The sequence below is a fragment of the Hydrogenobacter sp. T-2 genome, assembly GCF_033971325.1.
GTDB classification, from domain to species: Bacteria; Aquificota; Aquificia; order Aquificales; family Aquificaceae; genus Pampinifervens; species Pampinifervens diazotrophicum.
In genome coordinates this window covers 1519447-1537891 of sequence record NZ_CP117180.1, presented here as the reverse complement: position 1 = coordinate 1537891, position 18445 = coordinate 1519447, and the positions used below count along the sequence as shown (strand labels likewise).

Below are 18445 nucleotides of genomic sequence, written 5' to 3'. Positions count from 1 at the left end.
TTACCCTTTCAGCAGTCTTTGACCAAAATATTTCCCGTTAAGGGTAAGGTAATTAAGCATTTTTTCCAAATTTCTTATGCCTTTTAGGTCTTTGGGTGAGCTTAGCTTTCCCTCTTTTCTCCTCCTTAATATCTCCTTCGCGGTCTTCTTTCCTATGCCGGGAACTTTTATAAGCATTTCGTAGTCCGCAGTGTTTATTTCCAATGGAAATAGATGCATGTTTGCCTCAGCCCATGCAGTTTTTGGGTCTTTGTCAAGAGGAAGATTGCCATCTATTAGCACTGGCTTTAGCTCTTCAAAGGAAAAGCCATACGCTCTTATAAGAAAATCAACCTGATAAAGCCTATGTTCCCTTTTTGGGTTCTCCGCTGGTCTATTTTCAAGCGGGGTGTTCTTCACGGGGAAAAAGGCACTAAAGTATATCCTACTCAGTCTAAAGCGTTTGTTTAGATAATCTACCGCTTTTATTATCTCCTCATCCTTTTCATCTCCAACGCCTACCATCATCTGACTTATCTGACTTTTACCCTTTTGACCTCTCAAAAGCCTATCCACATACTCTATTTTGGGAAGCATATCCTGAAGTATGCTTTTGCCCTTTGCTATGTCTTTGAGCCTCTTTTCCTTTGAAGTCTCAAGGTTTATGGAGACTCTACTTGCCACTTTAACTGCCTCTTCCACACTTTGCAAAGAAGCTCCGGGCATGAGTTTAAGGTGTATGTAGCCTTTGAATTCATATTTCTCTCTAAGTATCTTTGCGGTATCTATCATCCTTTCCATGGTAAAGTCTGGATTTCCGAAAATGCCCGAGGAAAGAAAAAGCCCGCTTACCTTTCCCGCCTTGTATAGTTCCATAAAACCCTTTGCTATTTCCTCAGGTTTTAGTGCTATCCTTATTGTTTCGTCCCTGTCTCTTCTAAAGGCACAATACACGCAGTTTTTATCGCACATGGTTGTTTGCATGAGCTTGAGGATAGGCACTTTACCTTTGGGTGTGGAAGCATAGAAGACACAGCTTTCAAAGTTATAATCCCCATCCCTCTCAAAGCTGGTAAGCCTTGACATAAGCCTTATTCTTTGATGAAGTTCCATAATCTATAGAATATGCGTAAGTTGGCTTTATGCCAATACGCTCAGAAGATGTTAAAATCTTAACTCCATGAGGGCACTTATCTCCGTATACTACAAAGAGGGTCTTGAAAAACTTCTGCAGGCTATCTATGAGAAGGGTTTTGAGGTCATATCCACTGGTGGCACTGCAAAGTTTATCCAAAGCCTTGGCTATAAGGTAAAGCTGGTGGAAGAGCTCACAGGCTTTCCCGAGATATTGGACGGTAGGGTAAAGACCTTGCATCCTGCGGTGCATGGCGGTATTCTCTACAGAGATTGGGTAGAAAAGGACAAGGAAGAAATAAAGAGCCTTGGCATACAACCCATAGACCTTGTGGTGGTTAACCTATATCCCTTTGAAGAGAAACTAAAAGAAGACCTAACAGAGCAGGAGCTTATGGAGTTTATAGATATAGGTGGACCAACTCTTATCAGAGCTTCCGCTAAAAACTTCTACAGAGTTGCGGTAGTGGTAGACCCTGAGGACTACGGATGGGTAGCGGAGAGAATAAAAGAAGGTGGTCTAACCCTTGAAGAGAGAAAAGCCCTTGCGGTAAAGGCTTTTTCCCTTACCGCTTACTACGATGCTCTTATATCAAAAGCCTTGGCAAATATGTTTGAGGTGCAAACAGAAGTTACATACTCCGCCATACCCATTAGGTTAGCAAGCCAGCTAAGATACGGAGAAAACCCCCATCAAAAGGGTTGGCTTTATCTCAACCCCCTTGAGGAGCTTGGTATTGCCCGTTCTAAGGTTTTGCAGGGAAAGGAAATGTCCTTTAACAATTACCTTGACAGCGACTCTGCCCTTAGGCTCGTAAGTGAGTTTTCAAAACCTGCATGCGTAATAGTAAAGCACAACAACCCCTGCGGTGTAGCCTTAGGCAATAGCCTGCTTGAAGCCTACGAGAGAGCCTTTTCTTCAGACCCCGAGTCTTCCTTTGGAGGCATAGTAGCCTTTAACGACAAGGTAGACAAGGACTTAGCCCAAGGGCTCACAGAAGTCTTCCTTGAGGTGGTTATAGCTCCAGAGTTTTCCGAGGAAGCCCTTGAGGTTCTCTCAAAGAAGAAAAACCTAAGGCTAATACAGGTCTTTGGCTTTTCCCACTCCTTTGATATAAAAAAGATAAGTGGTGGCTTTCTTCTGCAGGAAGAGGACAGTCTTGATTATGAGAGATTTGAAGTGGTTTCGGAAAGAGAGCCCACAGAAACCGAGAAGGAAGACATGCTCTTTGCGTGGAAGGTTTGCAAGTATGTAAAGTCTAACGCGGTGGTTATAGCAAAAGAAGGTATGACTTTGGCAATAGGCTCTGGAAATACTTCAAGGGTGGATAGTTTAAGATGTGCCATAGCAAAAGCCCAGAGGTTTGGTTTTGAGTTAAGAGGAAGCGTTCTTGCTTCTGAAGCCTTTCTACCCTTTAGAGACAGCGTAGATATAGCTCATTCTGCAGGTATAACTGCCATAATTCAACCTGGAGGGTCTATAAGAGACAAGGAAGTAATAGAGGCGGTAAACCAGCATAGCATGGCTATGGTCTTTACTGGCACAAGACACTTTAGACACTAAATTTAAACTCATGCAGGTAAAGGAGAGGACATATACCTACGAAGATGTGCTGAAGGGAACTCTTCCAGAAGGGCTTTACGAAATAGTCAACGGTGAGGTGGTGGAAATGGCTCCTACGAGCTTTGAGCATGGTGGTTATGAAGGCGATATAGTTTATCATCTAAAAGAAAAAGCAAGAAAAAAGGCTTACGTAGTCTGCGGTGAAGTAGGACTTATAACGAGCAAGAACCCTCTAACAGTTAGAGGTCTTGATATAGCTTACATAAGCAGAGAAAAGCTCAAAGAGAAACCTAAGGGGATGCTTGAAGTGCCTCCAGACCTTGTAATAGAGATACTCTCACCCTCTAACACTTACACGGAGATGGAAGAGAAAGTGCAAGAGCTTTTAGACTTTGGCGTGGAAAGGGTTTTGCTCGTAGACCCAAGGCTGAGGAAGGCGTTCCTGCACAAAAAGGGCATTGTGGAAGTTTATTCCTTTGACGATGAGTTTGAACTTCTGCCAGATCTTAAAATAAAACTATCTGAGGTGATTGAGGAATGAAGACCGTAGAGAAGTTATACACTTACCAAGACTTGGTTGAGGGAAAACTCCCAGAAGGCTTGTATGAAATAGTCAACGGAGAGGTGGTGGAAATGGCTCCTACGAGCTTTGACCATGGATGGTATGAGCTTGACCTTGGTGCTTACATAAGAGGAAAGCTCAGGATTAAAGGATACACTGCGGTGGGTGAGGTAGGAATACTCATAAGGAAGAAGCCGCTCACCATAAGGGCGGTGGATGTGGTATATATATCAAAGGAGAAGGTAAAAGAAAAGCCAAAGGGAATACTCCAAGTTCCCCCAGACCTCGTAATAGAGATACTCTCACCCTCTAATACCTACACGGAGATGGAGGAGAAGGTGCAAGAACTTTTGGACTTTGGTGTGGAGAGGGTTTTGCTGGTAGACCCGAGACTCAGGAAGGCATTTTTACATAAAAAGGGCATTGTGGAAGTATACTCCTTTGACGAAGAGTTTGAGCTTCTGCCAGAGCTTAAAATAAAACTATCTGAGGTGCTTTAAGAATGAAAGCCCTTTACTTTTCCATCCTTAAAGAGAAGCTCAAGGCTGAGTTTGAAGAAATTGAGTTTAGCGGAAAAGTGTCAGAGCTCCGTAGGCTTTTAATTGAAAAGTATCCCGAGCTTGAAGATATTTTAAAAGTTTCAAGGTTTGCGGTTAATTATGAGTATGTTGGAGAAGATTTTGAGCTAAAGGGAGAGGAAGTGGTGGCGGTTATACCTCCAGTAAGCGGTGGATAAGAGAGCTCTCATAATAAGACTATCTTCTTTGGGCGATGTGGTGCTAACTTCTTGCCTTATAGACCCTTTACTTGAACTGGGATATAAGCCATATCTTTTGACCTTTGAACCCTTTGGTGAAGTCTTCTTAGAAGACCCAAGACTTGAAGTTTTTCAGATAAAAAAGCAAGAACTTTTCAGAGAGGATACTGTCCAAAGGCTAAAGGGCTTTGACCTATACCTTGACATGCATAAAAATCTGAGAACACTCCTCTTGAGGATAAGTCTCGGTGGAAAGTGGAAAAGCTATAACAAGCAGTCCCTTAGGCGAAGGCTTTCCATTTACCTTGATAGCTTTAGAAAACCCTATAGCGTAGTAAAGGCTTACCTTGAAACTATAGGCTACAGGGAAGGAAGACCAAAGATAATAATCTCCGAAGGGAGATTAAGGGCTTGGAAAGATAGGCTCGGAGACTATATATGCATAGCTCCTGGTGCAAGGTATGAAAAGAAAAGATATCCATACTTTGAAAAGTTAGCAGAGCTTTTCCTCAAAGAAGGCTACAAGGTGATTCTCGTGGGAGACAGAAGGGATAGGGAGCTCACTAAAGATTGGCAAGCCATTAATCTATGTGGAGAGCTATCTCTCTTGGATGTGGCTGGCATAATAAAGGGTGCTTCTCTCTTTGTGGGCAACGACTCGGGACTACTACATTTGGCGAGGGCGGCAGGGACAAGGGCTATTCAGATATACGGCGGAACGCATCCTACCTTAGGCTTTGCCCTTGACCCTCAGGAAGGTGTATATCTTTTCAAAGGTTTATATTGTCAACCTTGCGACCTTCATGGAAGAGGAGGATGTAGGTTTGGAAATTATCCTTATCCTTGTCTTGAGATAGCACCACAGGAAGTCTTTAGTGTAGCTAAGAGACTTTTAAGAGGGTAGGGCTAAAGCCCATACCTAGACTTTATATTACCAAGTTAGAACTCTTCCAGCCATTCCAAGAGTAGGCAGTGCTTGAGTAGGCGTCATAACCGGGAAGCTGTAAGCCAAGTCTTCCTCTTTCATACCATTGAGGTCAAGGGACTGTTTGCATGCCACCATATGCACACCATTGTCAAGGGCAAGCTTAATAAAGTAAGAAAGTGGCTGTCCGCCTTCCATTGGATAGATACTGTCCGCAACACCCTTTTTGAGGAGCTCTGTAGATGGACCTGTGAAGTATACCACCACATTCATGTCCTCTGCGGCCGCAGTGGATGCAAGGAAAAAGGCAGAAGGTAGCCTCTTGGCGTTTTCCTTTCCTGTTAGTAGGATGATCACAAGGTCTGGTGCCTTTTGCTCCATGTTAAACCTCCTCTTAAGAATCTTCTTATAGAATTATAGCATTATATACTCTCAGACTGTCAGAGGTAGTATAAAGGCCTTCACACCCCTTGACATTTTATAATAAAAGACTAAAATAATTTTACAGTAAAACCCTAAAGGAGGTGCTTACCATGAGAAGAGGACTTATGCTTTGGAACCCCTTTGCAGAAATTGAACGCATAAGAAGGGAGTTTGACAGGCTCCTTGATGAGCTTGTGCCAAGGGAGGAAGGTGAAAGGGTTTTTGCACCTGTTGTGGATGTGTATGAGACGGACCAGGAACTGGTTGTAAAAGTGGAGCTTCCAGGTGTGAAGAAGGAAAACGTTGAGGTATCCATAAGGGACAATGCTCTCTACATAAGAGGAGAAAAGAAGGAGGAAAAAGAGGAAAAGACGGAAACATATCACAGGGTTGAAAGAGTATATGGAAGGTTTGAAAGAGTTTTGCCACTACCTACGGATGTAAAGGTAGAATCCGCAAAGGCTGAGTTCAAAGATGGTGTGCTTGAAATAAGAATACCAAAAGCTGAGAGTTCACAGGAGAAAAAGATAGAAATAACCTAAACTTCTCTGGGGGGCTGTCTTTCTACGACAGCTCCCAAACCTTTGAATTTTTCCTCAAGTCTCTCATATCCTCTGTCAAGATGGTATATATCTTTTACTACCGTCTTTCCTTCTGCCACAAGCCCCGCCAACACAAGACTGGCAGATGCCCTTAGGTCGGTAGAATAAACATCCGCACCGTAGAGCTTTTTGACCCCTCTTATAATTGCGGTCCTACCCCTCACGTGTATGTCCGCACCCATTCTCTGAAGCTCTGCCACATGCTGAAAGCGGTTTTCAAAGATGTTTTCCCTTATCTCTGACACTCCATCCGCAAGACAGCAAAGCACCATAAATTGAGCTTGCATATCCGTGGGAAAACCCGGATACTCCGCTGTGGATATACAAAGAGGCTTAATACCATTACCTCCTCTTACCCTGAGACTGTTAAGGCTTAAAATATCAATATTAGCACCTGCTTCTTTTAGCTTTTCTATGACGCTACCCAAATGCTCTACCCTCACATCTTCAAGTAGAACATCACCACCTGTTAAAAAACCAGCTACCATAAAGGTTCCTGCTTCTATTCTGTCTGGAATAACTCTATGACTAAATCCTCTAAGCTCTTTGCTCCCTCTTATTATAGCGGTTCTGTCTTCTATACATATATCCGCACCCATCTTCCTGAGCACTTCCACAAGGTCCATAACTTCTGGCTCCAAGGCTATATTCCTCAGAATACTTCTCTTTTCACAACTACTAAGAAGCATGAGGGCATTCTCAGTTCCTGTTACTGTTATAACTTCAAAGGTATACTCTACAGGGTTGACCTTTTTTAACTCCATATCTATGTAGCCGTGCCTTACCCTGATATGAGCACCAGCTTTCTCAAACACCTTAAGATGCTGGTCTATGGACCTTACACCGATGGAACAGCCTCCTGGCATGGAAACAACTGCCCTTCCAAACCTTGCAAGCAGTGGACCCATCACAAGGACAGAAGCTCTCATACGCCTCACAATTTCATCTGGCGCAGTGTGAAGGTTTATAGAGCTCGGATAAATGCTTATCTTTTCCTCTTTAAACTCAACGCCAGCACCTAAGTGTCTAAGAAGTTCAATGGTCGTTCTTGTATCAAGAAGATCCGGCACATTTTCTACTTGGCAAGGTTCTTTTGTAAGTATGCTGGCTATGAGTATGGGTAGTGAGGCGTTTTTTGAGCCAGAGATATTTACCTTTCCCTTTAGAGGTTTGCCTCCTTCTATCACAAGATAGTCAGAAGTATATGATGTAGTGCTTATCATCCTTGTTTATTATTATTTTCACAACTTCTCCACTTTTTGAATAGAAAATTTCAACACCATTATCCTCTTCTTTATTAACCGCTGGTTCGTTAGAGTATATAACCAGTATTCTCTCGGCTTCCTCCACCACTTGAGGAAAATCGTTCATATTCTTACCACCACACAGGTAAGGGCTTCCTTTACTCCCTCTAAGGAATGTATTTTGCTTATTACGAGCCTACCGAGTTCATCCTGATTCCTAACCTCTGCAAATACGATTATGTCATAGGGACCTGTTACTACATCCGCAGTTTTTATTCCTTCAAAGGTTGACAAAGCAAGCATTATGGAAGGAATTTCTCTGGGGTCTGCTTTTATAAGCACGTAAGCCTTTATTGAATACTCGCTCTCAAGTTCCATGAGCTCTGTTATAGACATAGGGTAACCTTCGCTCTGTGTCTGCATATTCCACCTCCTGCAAGAATATTTTAACTAACTTCTCTGCAAGGGAAGGGTCTTTTCTTATCTCTTCCACCGCATTGTGAATCAGCTTTCTAACCATTGGTTCTCTTTCTTCCACCTTTCTCCATGCCCTTTTTATGCTTACTATGTATCTTTCAACCTCAAGAAACTCCAACCATTTCATAAACTTACTTACCTCATCCCATACTATTATCTCTCCCTTTTCCTTTTCCTTTAACCTCTCCTTTAGGTTCTTTTCCGCAACTTCTTGTAGGTCATCTATATCGTAGAGAAACACCTCGTCAACCTCGTTCACCTCAGGGTCCACATTTCTGGGAACAGATATATCAATGAAAAATATAGGTTTGTAGTTTCTTTTCTTTATCGCCTTTTTGACCATAGGAGTGTCTATGATAAACTTCTTGCTCCCTGTTGAGACTATTACTATGTCAAAGTCATGGAGATGTTCAGAAAGCTCTTCAAACCTTAGCACGTGTCCCTCAAGCTCTCTCGCCAACTCCACTGCTCTTTCGTATGTTCTGTTAGTTATAAAAAGGTGTGCTTGGAGTTTTTTGAGATATTTTGCAGAGAGTTCAGCCATCTCACCAGCACCTACAAGGAGAACCTTTGTCTTTGCAAGGCTCCCGAATATCCTTTTAGCAAGCTCTACGGCCACATAGCTTACTGAGACCGCATTCCTGCTTATGCCAGTTTCTGTACGAACCCTCTTGGCAGTTCTGAGAGCCTTCTCGTATAGTCTATTGAGAATCTTACCAGTGCATTGGAGTTCCCTCGCTATTCTGTATGCCTCTTTAAATTGGCTTACTATCTGCGTTTCTCCCACCACCATAGACTCAAGCCCGCTCGCAACCCTAAAGACATGAGCGACCGCAAAACTGTCCTCCAAAAAGAAGGAGTTTCTCCTAAGCCTTGTATCTACACCCTTTAGTTGTAGAAGCTCAAGGATTAGCCTGTTCATAGGCTCGTAGTCTTCCGCAACAGTGTAAACTTCCACCCTATTACAGGTAGACAGTAGCATTATCTCTACTATACCCCTTATGGTTTTAAGGGGTGGTAAAAGATAATAAGCATCCTCCCTGCTACAAGCCAAAAGCTCCCTCTGTTCTACTGGGGCGGTTTTGAAGTTCATACCCCATACAAATATGTGATACATCATATATAAATATATCACACTACAATAGCCATGACCGCCATGTCCTCTACCGCTTGAAAACCATGGGGCTCGTTGGGTTCGTAGAGAAGGGCTTCGCCCGCCCTTAGCCTCTCCCTGTTTTCTTCTGAGCCCACAAAAAAGTCCCCTTCACCATGTAGGACGATGGTTATAACCCTGTGGGGGGATGTGTGTAAGTTTATCTTCTGACCAGCCTTCAGATAAAAGGCGATACACCTTAAGCCTTCCTCTACATGAATAGCTTTTTTCACTGGCATAAAATCTGAAAAACTACCCTCTGCCTTTAAGATTTTTGCCATTTTCTAACCTCCAAACCTAAGTTTTACTGCAAGATAGACGATTAAAAGACTAAGGAGCAAGTTCAAAAATCCAAGAATCCTTGCCATATTTCTATGAAGGGATGAACTTACAGACTTCGGTCCAAAGTAAAGGTCATGAACCAGAGAAACAAAGACTACTAATATAAAAACGCCCAATTTATGCATAAGGGTTTTAGTATAAGGATTTGAGAGGTCAAGGAGGCTTGAAAAACCAACTATGTAGTGTATGTTCAAAAGCCCTGTCAAGAAAAGTAAAGAGAGTGAACCAAGAGTTCCATAGAAGCTAAAGCGTTTCCCCACTTCCTGAAAGGCTCGGTCTCTAATTGGCAGTTTTCTTACAAAGGGGGCAAGGACAAAAACAAGAAATAGCATGCCTCCCACCCATAGGGAGGCAAGGACAATATGGAGGAAAAGCACAAGCTCTTTCATAGTAAATCCTTACTTATATTCTATGTAAATCCTTACTTATATTCTATGCAGAATTGGGAAAGTGTCAACTCAGAGGACTATAATTATTCTCTATGCCTGAGTTTCAAAGTGTAAGAGGCTTTCACGATATTTACGGAGAGGAGCTAAAAAAGTTCAGATACCTCTCTAACCTCATAAGAGAAAAGCTAAGGCTTTATAACTTTGAAGAGATAGTTCTTCCTGTGGTGGAATATGTGGAGGTATTCCAAAGGAGCATAGGAGAGGCAACGGACATAGTCCAAAAGGAGATGTTTACCTTTCAGGATAGAAAGGATAGATGGCTTGCCCTTAGACCTGAGGGCACTGCGGGCGCGGTTAGAGCCTATGTTCAAAACAGGCTATATGCCTTAAAGCCTTATGTGAAACTTTTCTATGAGGGTCCCATGTTTCGCTACGAGCGTCCACAGGCTGGCAGATACAGACAGTTTCATCAACTGGGTGCGGAGGTTTTTGGAAGCCTTGAGCCTGTGGTGGATGCGGAGCTTATAGGTCTTGTTTATGAGATACTTTCTGAACTTGGCGTTAAGGTGGTTATAGAGATAAACTCCATAGGATGTAAGGTTTGTAGACCTGCCTATAGAGATGCTTTGAGTGCCTATCTTGCAGGTGTGGAGGAGCATCTCTGTGAAGTCTGCCTTGATAGAAAGGACAGAAACCCTCTTAGGGTCTTAGACTGCAAAGTGCCAACCTGCAAGTCTGCGGTCAAGGATGCTCCTAAGATGGTGAACTTTCTGTGCGAGGAATGTAGAGAGCACTACTCAAAGCTAAAGGAATATTTAAATGCCATGTCTATACCCTACAGAGAAAATCCAAACCTTGTGAGAGGACTTGACTACTACACAAAGACGGTTTTTGAGGCGGTCTCTGAGGAGCTTGATATTACTGTGATAGCAGGTGGTAGGTATGACTACCTTGTGGAGGAGATGGGTGGACCTCCCACTCCAGCCATAGGCTTTGCAGTGGGTTTAGAGAGGCTCTCCATGCTTGTGAAAAGCCTTCCTCCAGAAGACCCCCTCTACTTAGTCATTCCTTTTGGTGATGTTCTACCCTATGCCTTGCAGGTGGCAAAGGCTCTCAGGGCAGAGGGTAAAAGGGTTGAGGTTTCTTACAAAAAAGGCGGTCTCAAAAAACAGCTTGAGCTTGCCAACAAGATAAGGGCGGACTATGCGGTTATAGTGGGAGAAGAGGAGATGGCTGGTGGCTTCTACACCCTTAAGGACCTTAATTCTGGCATTCAAACAAGGGTGGAGTTTAGCCCTGCCTTTTGAAAAGGACAAAGGCGGTATAGTGCCTCTTGAGGCTTATCCTTAAGCCAAAGTTGTATCTCCTTAACACAGTACGTGTAAGCTCTACACCCAATCCCATGCCGTGCTTCACCTCACTACCAAGGTCATTCCTTATCACCAAAAGGCGATTTTTTGCACACACCTTTATATGGACAAGTTCCCTCGAGTGCCTTATGGCATTACCTATAAGATTGTATAACACATCCTCAAGGTCTTCCTTGTTCATGTATACAAATAGCTTTTCATTTCTAAGTATAAGTCTTTTACCCTTCAACTCCTCTTCAAAGAAGCTAAGGGTCTCCCTTACCGAGTCCTCTAACTGGATATTCTCTCTCTTGTTTTCTCTCCCTTCCTTAACTGGGTTTATAAACAGGCTTAGCTCCCTTTGAGCCTTGTGGAGGCTTTTTTCTAACTTCCTTATCTTTTCATCCTGAGGGTAGGATTTTTTTAGCATAGCCAAGAGGACTTTTTGTGTGGCTATAAAGTTTCCAAGTCTATGGGTAAGGGAGAGCATAAGAGACTTTATCCACTCTTCCTTTCCCTTTAGCCTTGAAAAATACTCCTCAATTACCCTCTGATAGAGAAAAACAAGCATAAAAACTAGGAAAAATTCCACCGCAAAAAGCCTTTTCATTAGGCTGTCCGTTCTATCCTTAATAAACTCCTCTCTTACACCGACCCTTACACTCTTTAATGGGTTTTCTGGAGCTTCAAAAACATAAAACCTGTATCCTTCAACTGCAGGTGGGTTTATAACAAAGTCTTTGTCTCCTATATGGTGTGGGTTTTGGAGATGGGTTAAAAAGTGCTGATAGGCAAGCCTATAGGAGTTCTCCTCAATGAGCCTCTTAATTTCAAGAAACACTACGAGGTTTATAAGTCCAAAACCAGCCACCAAAAGGGTAAAGAGAGAAAGATAAAGCAGGAATTTCTCACGCCTCAACTCTATAGCCCCTTCCCTTTTGAGAGACTATAAAGCCCTCTGGCAAGAGTCTTCTGAGGTTCTTTATGTGAGCCCTCACCACCTCGTCCCCCACTGGCTCATCGCCCCACACATAGTTGAGGAGCTCCTCTGTGGAGACAAACCTATCCCTGTTTTCTACAAGATACTTAAACAACAGCCATTCCTTCTTACTGAGTTTTATCTCTTTTCCATCTACCCATACCCTACCAGCCTTTAGGTCAACCTCCACCTTGTTTAGCCTTAGCCTTTCTTGTCTGACGGTTCTCCTGTACAAGGCTCTGAGCCTGAGGAGTAGCTCCCTTGGTTCAAAGGGCTTTGTAAGATAGTCATCCGCACCGAGAGAAAAGCACTTTTCCTTGTCCTCTAACCTGCCTTTTGCAGTAAGTATAAGCACGGGAGTGGTGTTTCCCCTCTCCCTGAGCCTTCCAAGGAGCTCTTCACCGCTTACATGAGGCATCATAAGGTCAAGCACGATGGCATCGTATATGGAAACCTCAAGAAGGTCAAAAAACTCCCTGCTGTCGTATATCCAGTCCACCAAAAAACCCTCCGACTCCAAATACTCCTTAAGAGACTCCCCCAAAAGCCTATCATCTTCTACAAGGAGCACCTTCACACTTTAGATTATAAACTCAATGGCTTCTCTTATATGCCTTACGCCAAGGACTTCAAGACCCTGTAACTCTACCCTGCAACCCTCTGGAACTATAGCCCTTTTGAAGCCAAAGCGAAGACCTTCCCTTAGCCTCTCCTGTGCAAAGTGGACAGACCTTACCTCACCAGAAAGTCCAAGCTCACCAAAAATAAGCAAATCACCAACAGGCTTGTCCTTTACAGAGCTTACCACTGAAAGGGCGACTGCCAAATCTACAGCCGGCTCTTCCACACTTACACCACCTACTACGTTTACGAACACATCCCTGTCCCTTGTAAAGACCTTTGCTTCCTTTTCAAGCACCGCAAGTATTAAAGCTAAGCGATTTGGGTCAAAGCCTTGGGTCTTTCTCTGAGGTGTGGTGTATAGTGCCTGTATGGTGAGGGCTTGCACCTCCAAAAGCACTGGCTTGCTCCCTTCTGTATGAGGAAAAACCACGCTCCCAGGAGAGCCAACCCTCTCTTGCAGGAAAAAGGCGGAAGGCTCTTGAACCTCCTCAAGCCCCTGTCCTGTCATCCTAAAGACTGCCATGTTTCCAGACTCACCAAAGCGATTTTTAACCGCCTTGACCACCCTGTAGAAGTTAAACCTCTCTCCTTCAAAATACAGAACCGTGTCCACAATATGCTCCAAAACCTTTGGACCCGCAAGCACGCCTTCTTTGTTGACCTGACCCACCAAAAAAACGGGAATGTTTAGCTCCTTGCAAACCTCGGAGAGCCTAAAGGTGCATTCTCTTACTTGTGCAACAGAGCCAGGCGAAGACTCAAGGCTTGAGCTATAAAGGGTTTGCACCGAGTCCACCACAAGGAGAGAAGGTCTTTCTTCCCTTAGGGTCTGCAATATCTCCTCAAGGTTAGTTTCTGGAAACACTAAAAGGCTTTCTGAACCAACTCTTAGTCTTTTTGCTCTGAGGGCTATCTGTGATGGAGACTCCTCTCCAGAAACATATAAAACAGGTCCATATAGCTTTGAAAACCCCTCGCATACCTGAAGTAAAAGAGTGGACTTGCCTATGCCCGGCTCACCCGCAAGGAGGAGAACCTGTCCTTTCACTATCCCGCCACCAAGAGCATAGTCAAGACTTTCAAAACCTGTGCTAAGCCTTATAGCCCTTTGCTCTTCCCAAAGATGAAGGGGCTTTGGTGTAGTTTTTATTTCTACCCTTCCAGAGAGAGACCTTATTTCCTTCTCTTCCACCATAGAGTTCCAGGCACCGCAGGAGGGACATCTACCCAGCCACTTCGGGCTTGAGTATCCGCATTCTTGACACACAAAATAGGTCTTTTCCTTTTTCATGGAATTACCATGTCCCTTCCTTCACTTTTTGCAAGATACAGCTTATCATCCGCCACCTTGAAAAGGTCATCTACAGTCTCTCCATCCTCTGGAAAAACTGCAACACCGATGCTTGCAGTCATACTTACTGGTATACCCTTATCCGAGTAGAGGAGCTTTTTCTTCAAACTTTCCTTTATCCTGTTTGCAACTTCAACCGCTTCTAGCCTTCCAGTATTTGGCAAAATAACCACAAACTCTTCGCCTCCCCATCTTCCTATTATATCCATGCTTCTGACTGTGTCTCTTAGAACGTCAGAAAGAACTTTTAGACACAGGTCGCCAAACTGATGTCCATAAGTGTCGTTTATCTTTTTAAAGTGGTCAAGGTCCAAAAGCAGTAAAGCAAACTGGGACTTAGTCCTTTTTGCCTCTTCTATCTTTTTATGCAAGAACTCTGTAATGAATCTTCTGTTATAGAGGTTTGTGAGAGGGTCTCTTATGGATAGCTCTTTGTTTATCTCTATAAGTCTTAGGTTAGACAAAAAAGGTGCAAAGGTGTTAACTATGTTTTCTATAAAGTCCAGTTTCTCTCTATCAAAAAAGTCTTCCTTCTGAGATACCATACTTAGCAGTGCAATGGTTTTTCCTCCAGATACTACAGACATACACATATAAGAGCCATATTCGGACTTGAAAAGAGGACATGAATAGGCTTTTTTATCTCTAACAAGAAAAGGCTGGGCACTTTGGAAAACCTTACACGCAGAAGGCTCTTCACCTTCCTCAAGACATTCTGCGTATTCCATACTTCCATAAAATAGTTTGTCAACGACCCTATTCAAAGATGGGTTTATTCTGTATATTGCAAGGGCATCAACCCCGGCAATTTTTACCAACATATGTGCTAAAAGATTGTAAGCTTCGCCCTCTGAGCTACATCTGTTTAGGTTAAGGATAAAATCGTGTAGGTTTTCAAGCTCCCTTGTTTTCCTCTCTATCTCCTCTTCTAATTTTAGTCTATCCGATATATCTCTCGCCACTATAAGTATGTATGGAACGCTATTCATATGCACCTTTGTGGCAGTTATATCCACTGGTAGTCTGTTCCCATAGCTATCCTTGTAAAACCTCCTACCTCTTATGACCTCATCTTTTCTCACAATTCTTTGTATGTTTTGACTTATAAACTCAGGGTCTGCATCCACTATCTGAAATATGGTCATGTTTTTGAGCTCATCCTCCGTATAGCCGAGCTTTCTTATCGCCGCCCTGTTTACAAACTTTATTTTTCCACTATCCGATTCGTATACGATTATCATATCTTCTGTAGAGTTCATAATCCTCATATAGTTACTTAACTCCCTCTCCATTATTCTCTGTGAGTGCAGGTCCTGAGTTATGTCTCTGAGCATCAGCTTTATTCTGCCCTTGACCTTCTCTGTCTCCATAAAAAGATAACTGGCGGATAGCTCATAGGCTTTGTCCCCAATATTAAACCTCTGCCTCTCAACCCTTCTATCTTTTAAAAGTGTTGAGTATATATAGGACCAATCCTTTACTGGGATTACCTCTGTTATATCATGGTCTATAAGGCTACCAAAGAGTTCTATGGCCTTTGCGTTCATCCACACAATAACTTGGCTTGAGAATAGGTCAAGCACTTCAAAGGTGGGTTCGGGTAGAAGATTAAGCACATCTTTTGCGTGCCTTAACTTGGTCTCAAGGAATTTCCAGTAGCTTTCGTAAGCGTTCTTTGCAATATCTCTGTTGCTTATTATACCTACCGCAAAACCTTTATCGTCCACAACCACAAGCCTTCTTACTCTGTTTTCCTCCATAATCCTTAGGGCTAATTCCGCCAGAGCGTCCTCATTTATGGTTATAACTGGCTTGCTCATATAAAGCTCCACAGGGTCTGATAGGTTTATCCTATCAAAGAGCTTAACTATATCTCTCTCTGTTATTATGCCTACAGGCATACCATCTTTTAGCACCGGTAGGGCACCGATATTTTTTTCCTTCATAAGCCTTAAACACTCAGAAAGGGTTGTTTTCGCAGAAACCCAGACAAACTCCTTGTCCAAGAGTATTTCCCTGACTTTAAGCTTCTTTTTAAATATATCTTCCTCCGCTTGAGCCAAAACCTCTTCCATGGTAAGGGTTCCAAGAAAGTTACCATCCTTATCTACAACCACTAACCTTCTTATGTTGTTTTCTACCATAAGGCTAAGGGCATAATATAGGTCTCTGTAATCTCTAACATGAATTAGTCTTTTTGAGGCATAATCTATGGCTCTTTCTTCAAAGGAGACACCTTGCTCAATAAGTCTAATAAGGTCTCTTTCTGTTAGTATACCTGCTGGATATTTTTCCCTCATAAGGAGTATATAACCCCTTCCCTTTTCTCTCATTTTCTCGAAGGCTTCCCTTAGACTGCACTCGTAAGAGATAAGCGGTTCTTCACCTTTAACAAGCTCACCTACCCTCAGGCTTAGCATAATATTAGAATTTTATTTCTTCTTAGGAAGTAGTGCAAAGATCAAAAAGTTCCCTTCTTTCTTTATTGGAGATTCAAGTTGTCCCACATCGGATAACTCTTCCACTATCCTGTTTGCTAACTTATCACCAAGCTCTGGGTGGAGATGTTCTCTTCCTCTAAAGCGAATCCTTACCCTTACCTTGTCTCCATCCATGAGGAACTCCCTCATGTGCTTTAGTTTTACCTTCAGGTCATGATCATCAATTCTTACTGAAAGCATCATGTCCTTTATCTCTATTGCATGCTCCCTTTGCTTTTTCTTCGCTTCCTTTTCCTTCTTCTTTAGCTCATAAAGGAACTTACCATAATCCAGTATCTTGCAAACAGGAGGGTTTGCCTGAGGTGCTACTTCTACTAAGTCAAGACCCTTTTCACTGGCTATTCTAAGAGCCTCCTGCAGTGGAACTATGCCCACCTGCTTTCCGTTTTCGTCTATTAACCTTACCTCCTTAGCTTTTATCTGTTTGTTGACCCTATACTCCTGCAAGTGAACCTCCTTTTAGGTGTTTTATAAGCACATACATAGAAAGCAAGAAGTTCATAAAAAGAATAAAGGTTGAAAGCATGGAAACCCTTCTAAAGAGCACCCTTCTGGGTTCATCGTAATCAAGAAGGTCTATGTTCCCTAAGCTTCTCTTGTAGTTTTTCAGCCAGTATGAAGTTCCCACGTTCAACCCAAGACCCAGCATAAGAAGTATAGCATCAAGTTTTGCATTACCTAAGATAAGATAAAACAAAAGCATAAAAAAAGCAACCTTGTAAAACCTCCAAAGTATTTTTCCGTATAGGCTTCCTAAAAGGTTTTTATTCTCACTGGTTCTTAAGAGTGTTGGTGCAACCAAAAAAACCATACAGAAAAGAGAGCCTGCATATATACATAGGAAAAGCTCAGATATCATTGCTTGCGATCATTACCATATTTTTGCCAAGAGACTTAGCCATATAAAGAGCCTTATCTGCTCTCTTAATATCCTGCCATGGATTTTCAAAGTCCTCTACCTGGGCAACACCTACACTTATGGTTATAGTTATAGATAAAGAATTGTGTGTAAAGGTCTTACTTTCACAATAAGACCTTACCTTTTCACCCGCTGTATAGGCTCCTTCTAAAGAAGTAAAGGGCAGTAGTATAAGGAACTCCTCACCTCCATACCTTACTGGTATATCTGAAGACCTAATTATGCGTTTTATGGACTCTCCTAAGAATCTAAGCACAAGGTCACCCACGTCATGACCGTATTTGTCATTTATTAATTTGAAATCATCCACATCCAAAAGTATAACCGAGATTGGTATGTTATGTCTTTTGCAAAAGCTTATTTCCTTTCCAAGAATCAGCTGAAGGTAGTTTCTACTATACACCCCTGTAAGCACGTCTAAGAAGGCGGTCTCTGAAAGAAGACTTATTATAGCCTCATCTATAAGGTTTATTATATCCTTAAATATAAGCTCCACATCTTTTGTAAGTGTATACAGGCTTATAAAGTCGCTTTCAACAACCGCAATAGATGTAAGGGTTCTTTTATAAAGCTCGTGTAAGCTTAAAAGTCTACTATAAACTTTACTATCCTTAAAGTAAGCTTCCAGTGAAGAAAGCAGTGAGTCCACTTCTGAATCTAAGTTTAAAACCCTGTCATCGCTGAATATATCACCAATTAGCCTTTTGTGCTCTCTAAGGTAGATTTCTTTTAGCTTATTCATTTGGTATAACAGGTCACCCTCTAAATGAAAGTGAACATCTTGTAGTCTTTCCAGTTTATGCAGAATTAAATAAGGTTTATATAGATTTTTGAATATAAATTCTATATTTGACAAAAGTTTGTCCTTTCCCTCTAAAAGTGCGTAGTTCTTTATAAGCTTATAGGCTTGTATTAAGGCTGTTTCTGGAATACGCAAGCCTATAAGGAACTTGGATATAGCCCTAAGCCTCCTAAAACTTTTCCTATCAAAGTCCTCGCATGCTAAGAGCTTCAAAAAACCATCTAAGTGTTTGAGTTCAATGACTTTATAGGACTCCTCTGTTAGGAATCTCTTTAGTATTTTTAAGAGCCCTCCTTTCAATTCCTCCAACCTATCCCTTTCTATAGTTTTTGTATATCTACTCATTGCCATATTAAATTATACTATTAA

At 42.3% G+C, this 18445-nt stretch carries 22 protein-coding genes; 7 read left to right on the top strand and 15 right to left on the bottom strand.

Annotation, left to right across the window (positions count from 1 at the left end):
- A complete protein-coding gene (locus IAE16_RS08850; RefSeq protein ID WP_323700475.1) occupies positions 1 to 1092 on the bottom strand; it encodes a radical SAM protein in 1092 nt (363 codons plus the stop codon).
- Positions 1093 to 1159: 67 nt separating this feature from the next.
- On the opposite strand from IAE16_RS08850, the gene purH reads away from it, so the two are divergent.
- The 5 genes from purH to IAE16_RS08825 are packed head-to-tail and all read left to right on the top strand — an operon-like array spanning position 1160 to position 4900.
- Positions 1160 to 2677 (top strand): bifunctional phosphoribosylaminoimidazolecarboxamide formyltransferase/IMP cyclohydrolase, encoded by a 1518-nt coding sequence (gene purH / locus IAE16_RS08845; RefSeq protein WP_323700474.1) that lies wholly within the window; start codon positions 1160 to 1162, stop codon positions 2675 to 2677.
- Between the two features lie 10 nt (positions 2678 to 2687).
- On the top strand, positions 2688 to 3218 hold the full coding sequence (locus tag IAE16_RS08840) for a Uma2 family endonuclease (protein WP_323700473.1): 531 nt from the start codon (positions 2688 to 2690) through the stop codon (positions 3216 to 3218).
- On the top strand, positions 3215 to 3739 hold the full coding sequence (locus tag IAE16_RS08835) for a Uma2 family endonuclease (protein WP_323700472.1): 525 nt from the start codon (positions 3215 to 3217) through the stop codon (positions 3737 to 3739). The genes IAE16_RS08840 and IAE16_RS08835 overlap by 4 nt, the downstream gene beginning before the upstream one ends.
- Positions 3740 to 3741: 2 nt before the next feature.
- A complete protein-coding gene (locus IAE16_RS08830; protein WP_323700471.1) occupies positions 3742 to 3975 on the top strand; it encodes a MoaD/ThiS family protein in 234 nt (77 codons plus the stop codon).
- Positions 3968 to 4900: a glycosyltransferase family 9 protein gene (locus IAE16_RS08825; protein ID WP_323700470.1), complete on the top strand. Its 933-nt coding sequence runs from the start codon at positions 3968 to 3970 to the stop codon at positions 4898 to 4900. The genes IAE16_RS08830 and IAE16_RS08825 overlap by 8 nt, the downstream gene beginning before the upstream one ends.
- A 27-nt stretch (positions 4901 to 4927) precedes the next feature.
- On the opposite strand, the gene IAE16_RS08820 is transcribed toward IAE16_RS08825, so the two are convergent.
- Complete coding sequence (locus IAE16_RS08820; RefSeq protein WP_323700469.1) at positions 4928 to 5302, bottom strand: DsrE family protein; 375 nt, start codon at positions 5300 to 5302, stop codon at positions 4928 to 4930.
- Between the two features lie 152 nt (positions 5303 to 5454).
- Between IAE16_RS08820 and IAE16_RS08815 the strand changes: the two genes are divergently transcribed.
- Positions 5455 to 5886, top strand: coding sequence for an Hsp20/alpha crystallin family protein (locus tag IAE16_RS08815; protein ID WP_323700468.1), 432 nt, complete (start codon positions 5455 to 5457; stop codon positions 5884 to 5886).
- Here the strand turns inward: IAE16_RS08815 and murA are convergent.
- The 6 genes from murA to IAE16_RS08785 are packed head-to-tail and all read right to left on the bottom strand — an operon-like array spanning position 5883 to position 9551.
- A complete protein-coding gene (murA, locus tag IAE16_RS08810) occupies positions 5883 to 7169 on the bottom strand; it encodes a UDP-N-acetylglucosamine 1-carboxyvinyltransferase (RefSeq protein ID WP_323700467.1) in 1287 nt (428 codons plus the stop codon). The genes IAE16_RS08815 and murA overlap by 4 nt on opposite strands.
- Positions 7141 to 7317, bottom strand: coding sequence for a hypothetical protein (locus IAE16_RS08805; protein ID WP_323700466.1), 177 nt, complete (start codon positions 7315 to 7317; stop codon positions 7141 to 7143). Before IAE16_RS08805 ends, murA begins: the two co-directional genes overlap by 29 nt.
- On the bottom strand, positions 7314 to 7586 hold the full coding sequence (locus IAE16_RS08800) for an Lrp/AsnC ligand binding domain-containing protein (RefSeq protein ID WP_323700465.1): 273 nt from the start codon (positions 7584 to 7586) through the stop codon (positions 7314 to 7316). The genes IAE16_RS08805 and IAE16_RS08800 overlap by 4 nt, the downstream gene beginning before the upstream one ends.
- Positions 7558 to 8787: a glutamyl-tRNA reductase gene (gene hemA, locus IAE16_RS08795; protein WP_323700464.1), complete on the bottom strand. Its 1230-nt coding sequence runs from the start codon at positions 8785 to 8787 to the stop codon at positions 7558 to 7560. The genes IAE16_RS08800 and hemA overlap by 29 nt, the downstream gene beginning before the upstream one ends.
- A gap of 11 nt (positions 8788 to 8798) precedes the next feature.
- Complete coding sequence (locus IAE16_RS08790) at positions 8799 to 9101, bottom strand: cupin domain-containing protein (protein WP_173834048.1); 303 nt, start codon at positions 9099 to 9101, stop codon at positions 8799 to 8801.
- A gap of 3 nt (positions 9102 to 9104) precedes the next feature.
- Positions 9105 to 9551 carry a DUF4149 domain-containing protein gene (locus tag IAE16_RS08785; RefSeq protein WP_323700463.1) on the bottom strand — a complete coding sequence of 149 codons (447 nt, stop codon included), beginning with the start codon at positions 9549 to 9551 and terminating at the stop codon, positions 9105 to 9107.
- Positions 9552 to 9643: 92 nt separating this feature from the next.
- Between IAE16_RS08785 and hisS the strand changes: the two genes are divergently transcribed.
- On the top strand, positions 9644 to 10858 hold the full coding sequence (hisS, locus tag IAE16_RS08780) for a histidine--tRNA ligase (protein WP_323700462.1): 1215 nt from the start codon (positions 9644 to 9646) through the stop codon (positions 10856 to 10858).
- Here the strand turns inward: hisS and IAE16_RS08775 are convergent.
- From IAE16_RS08775 to IAE16_RS08745, 7 genes are read right to left on the bottom strand one after another with little or no spacing between them, the layout of a single operon-like run.
- Positions 10842 to 11819, bottom strand: coding sequence for an ATP-binding protein (locus IAE16_RS08775; RefSeq protein WP_323700461.1), 978 nt, complete (start codon positions 11817 to 11819; stop codon positions 10842 to 10844). The genes hisS and IAE16_RS08775 overlap by 17 nt on opposite strands.
- Complete coding sequence (locus IAE16_RS08770) at positions 11809 to 12456, bottom strand: response regulator transcription factor (RefSeq protein WP_323700460.1); 648 nt, start codon at positions 12454 to 12456, stop codon at positions 11809 to 11811. Before IAE16_RS08770 ends, IAE16_RS08775 begins: the two co-directional genes overlap by 11 nt.
- 3 nt (positions 12457 to 12459) lie before the next feature.
- On the bottom strand, positions 12460 to 13794 hold the full coding sequence (gene radA / locus IAE16_RS08765; protein ID WP_323700458.1) for a DNA repair protein RadA: 1335 nt from the start codon (positions 13792 to 13794) through the stop codon (positions 12460 to 12462).
- Positions 13791 to 16274, bottom strand: coding sequence for a diguanylate cyclase (locus tag IAE16_RS08760; RefSeq protein WP_323700457.1), 2484 nt, complete (start codon positions 16272 to 16274; stop codon positions 13791 to 13793). Before IAE16_RS08760 ends, radA begins: the two co-directional genes overlap by 4 nt.
- Positions 16275 to 16286: 12 nt before the next feature.
- Complete coding sequence (infC, locus tag IAE16_RS08755; protein WP_323700456.1) at positions 16287 to 16802, bottom strand: translation initiation factor IF-3; 516 nt, start codon at positions 16800 to 16802, stop codon at positions 16287 to 16289.
- The gene (locus IAE16_RS08750; protein ID WP_323700455.1) at positions 16789 to 17166 is read right to left on the bottom strand and encodes a hypothetical protein; all 378 of its coding nucleotides are present in this window, start codon (positions 17164 to 17166) and stop codon (positions 16789 to 16791) included. The genes infC and IAE16_RS08750 overlap by 14 nt, the downstream gene beginning before the upstream one ends.
- A gap of 37 nt (positions 17167 to 17203) precedes the next feature.
- Positions 17204 to 18427: a GGDEF domain-containing protein gene (locus tag IAE16_RS08745; protein WP_323700454.1), complete on the bottom strand. Its 1224-nt coding sequence runs from the start codon at positions 18425 to 18427 to the stop codon at positions 17204 to 17206.
- Positions 18428 to 18445 lie beyond the last annotated feature (18 nt).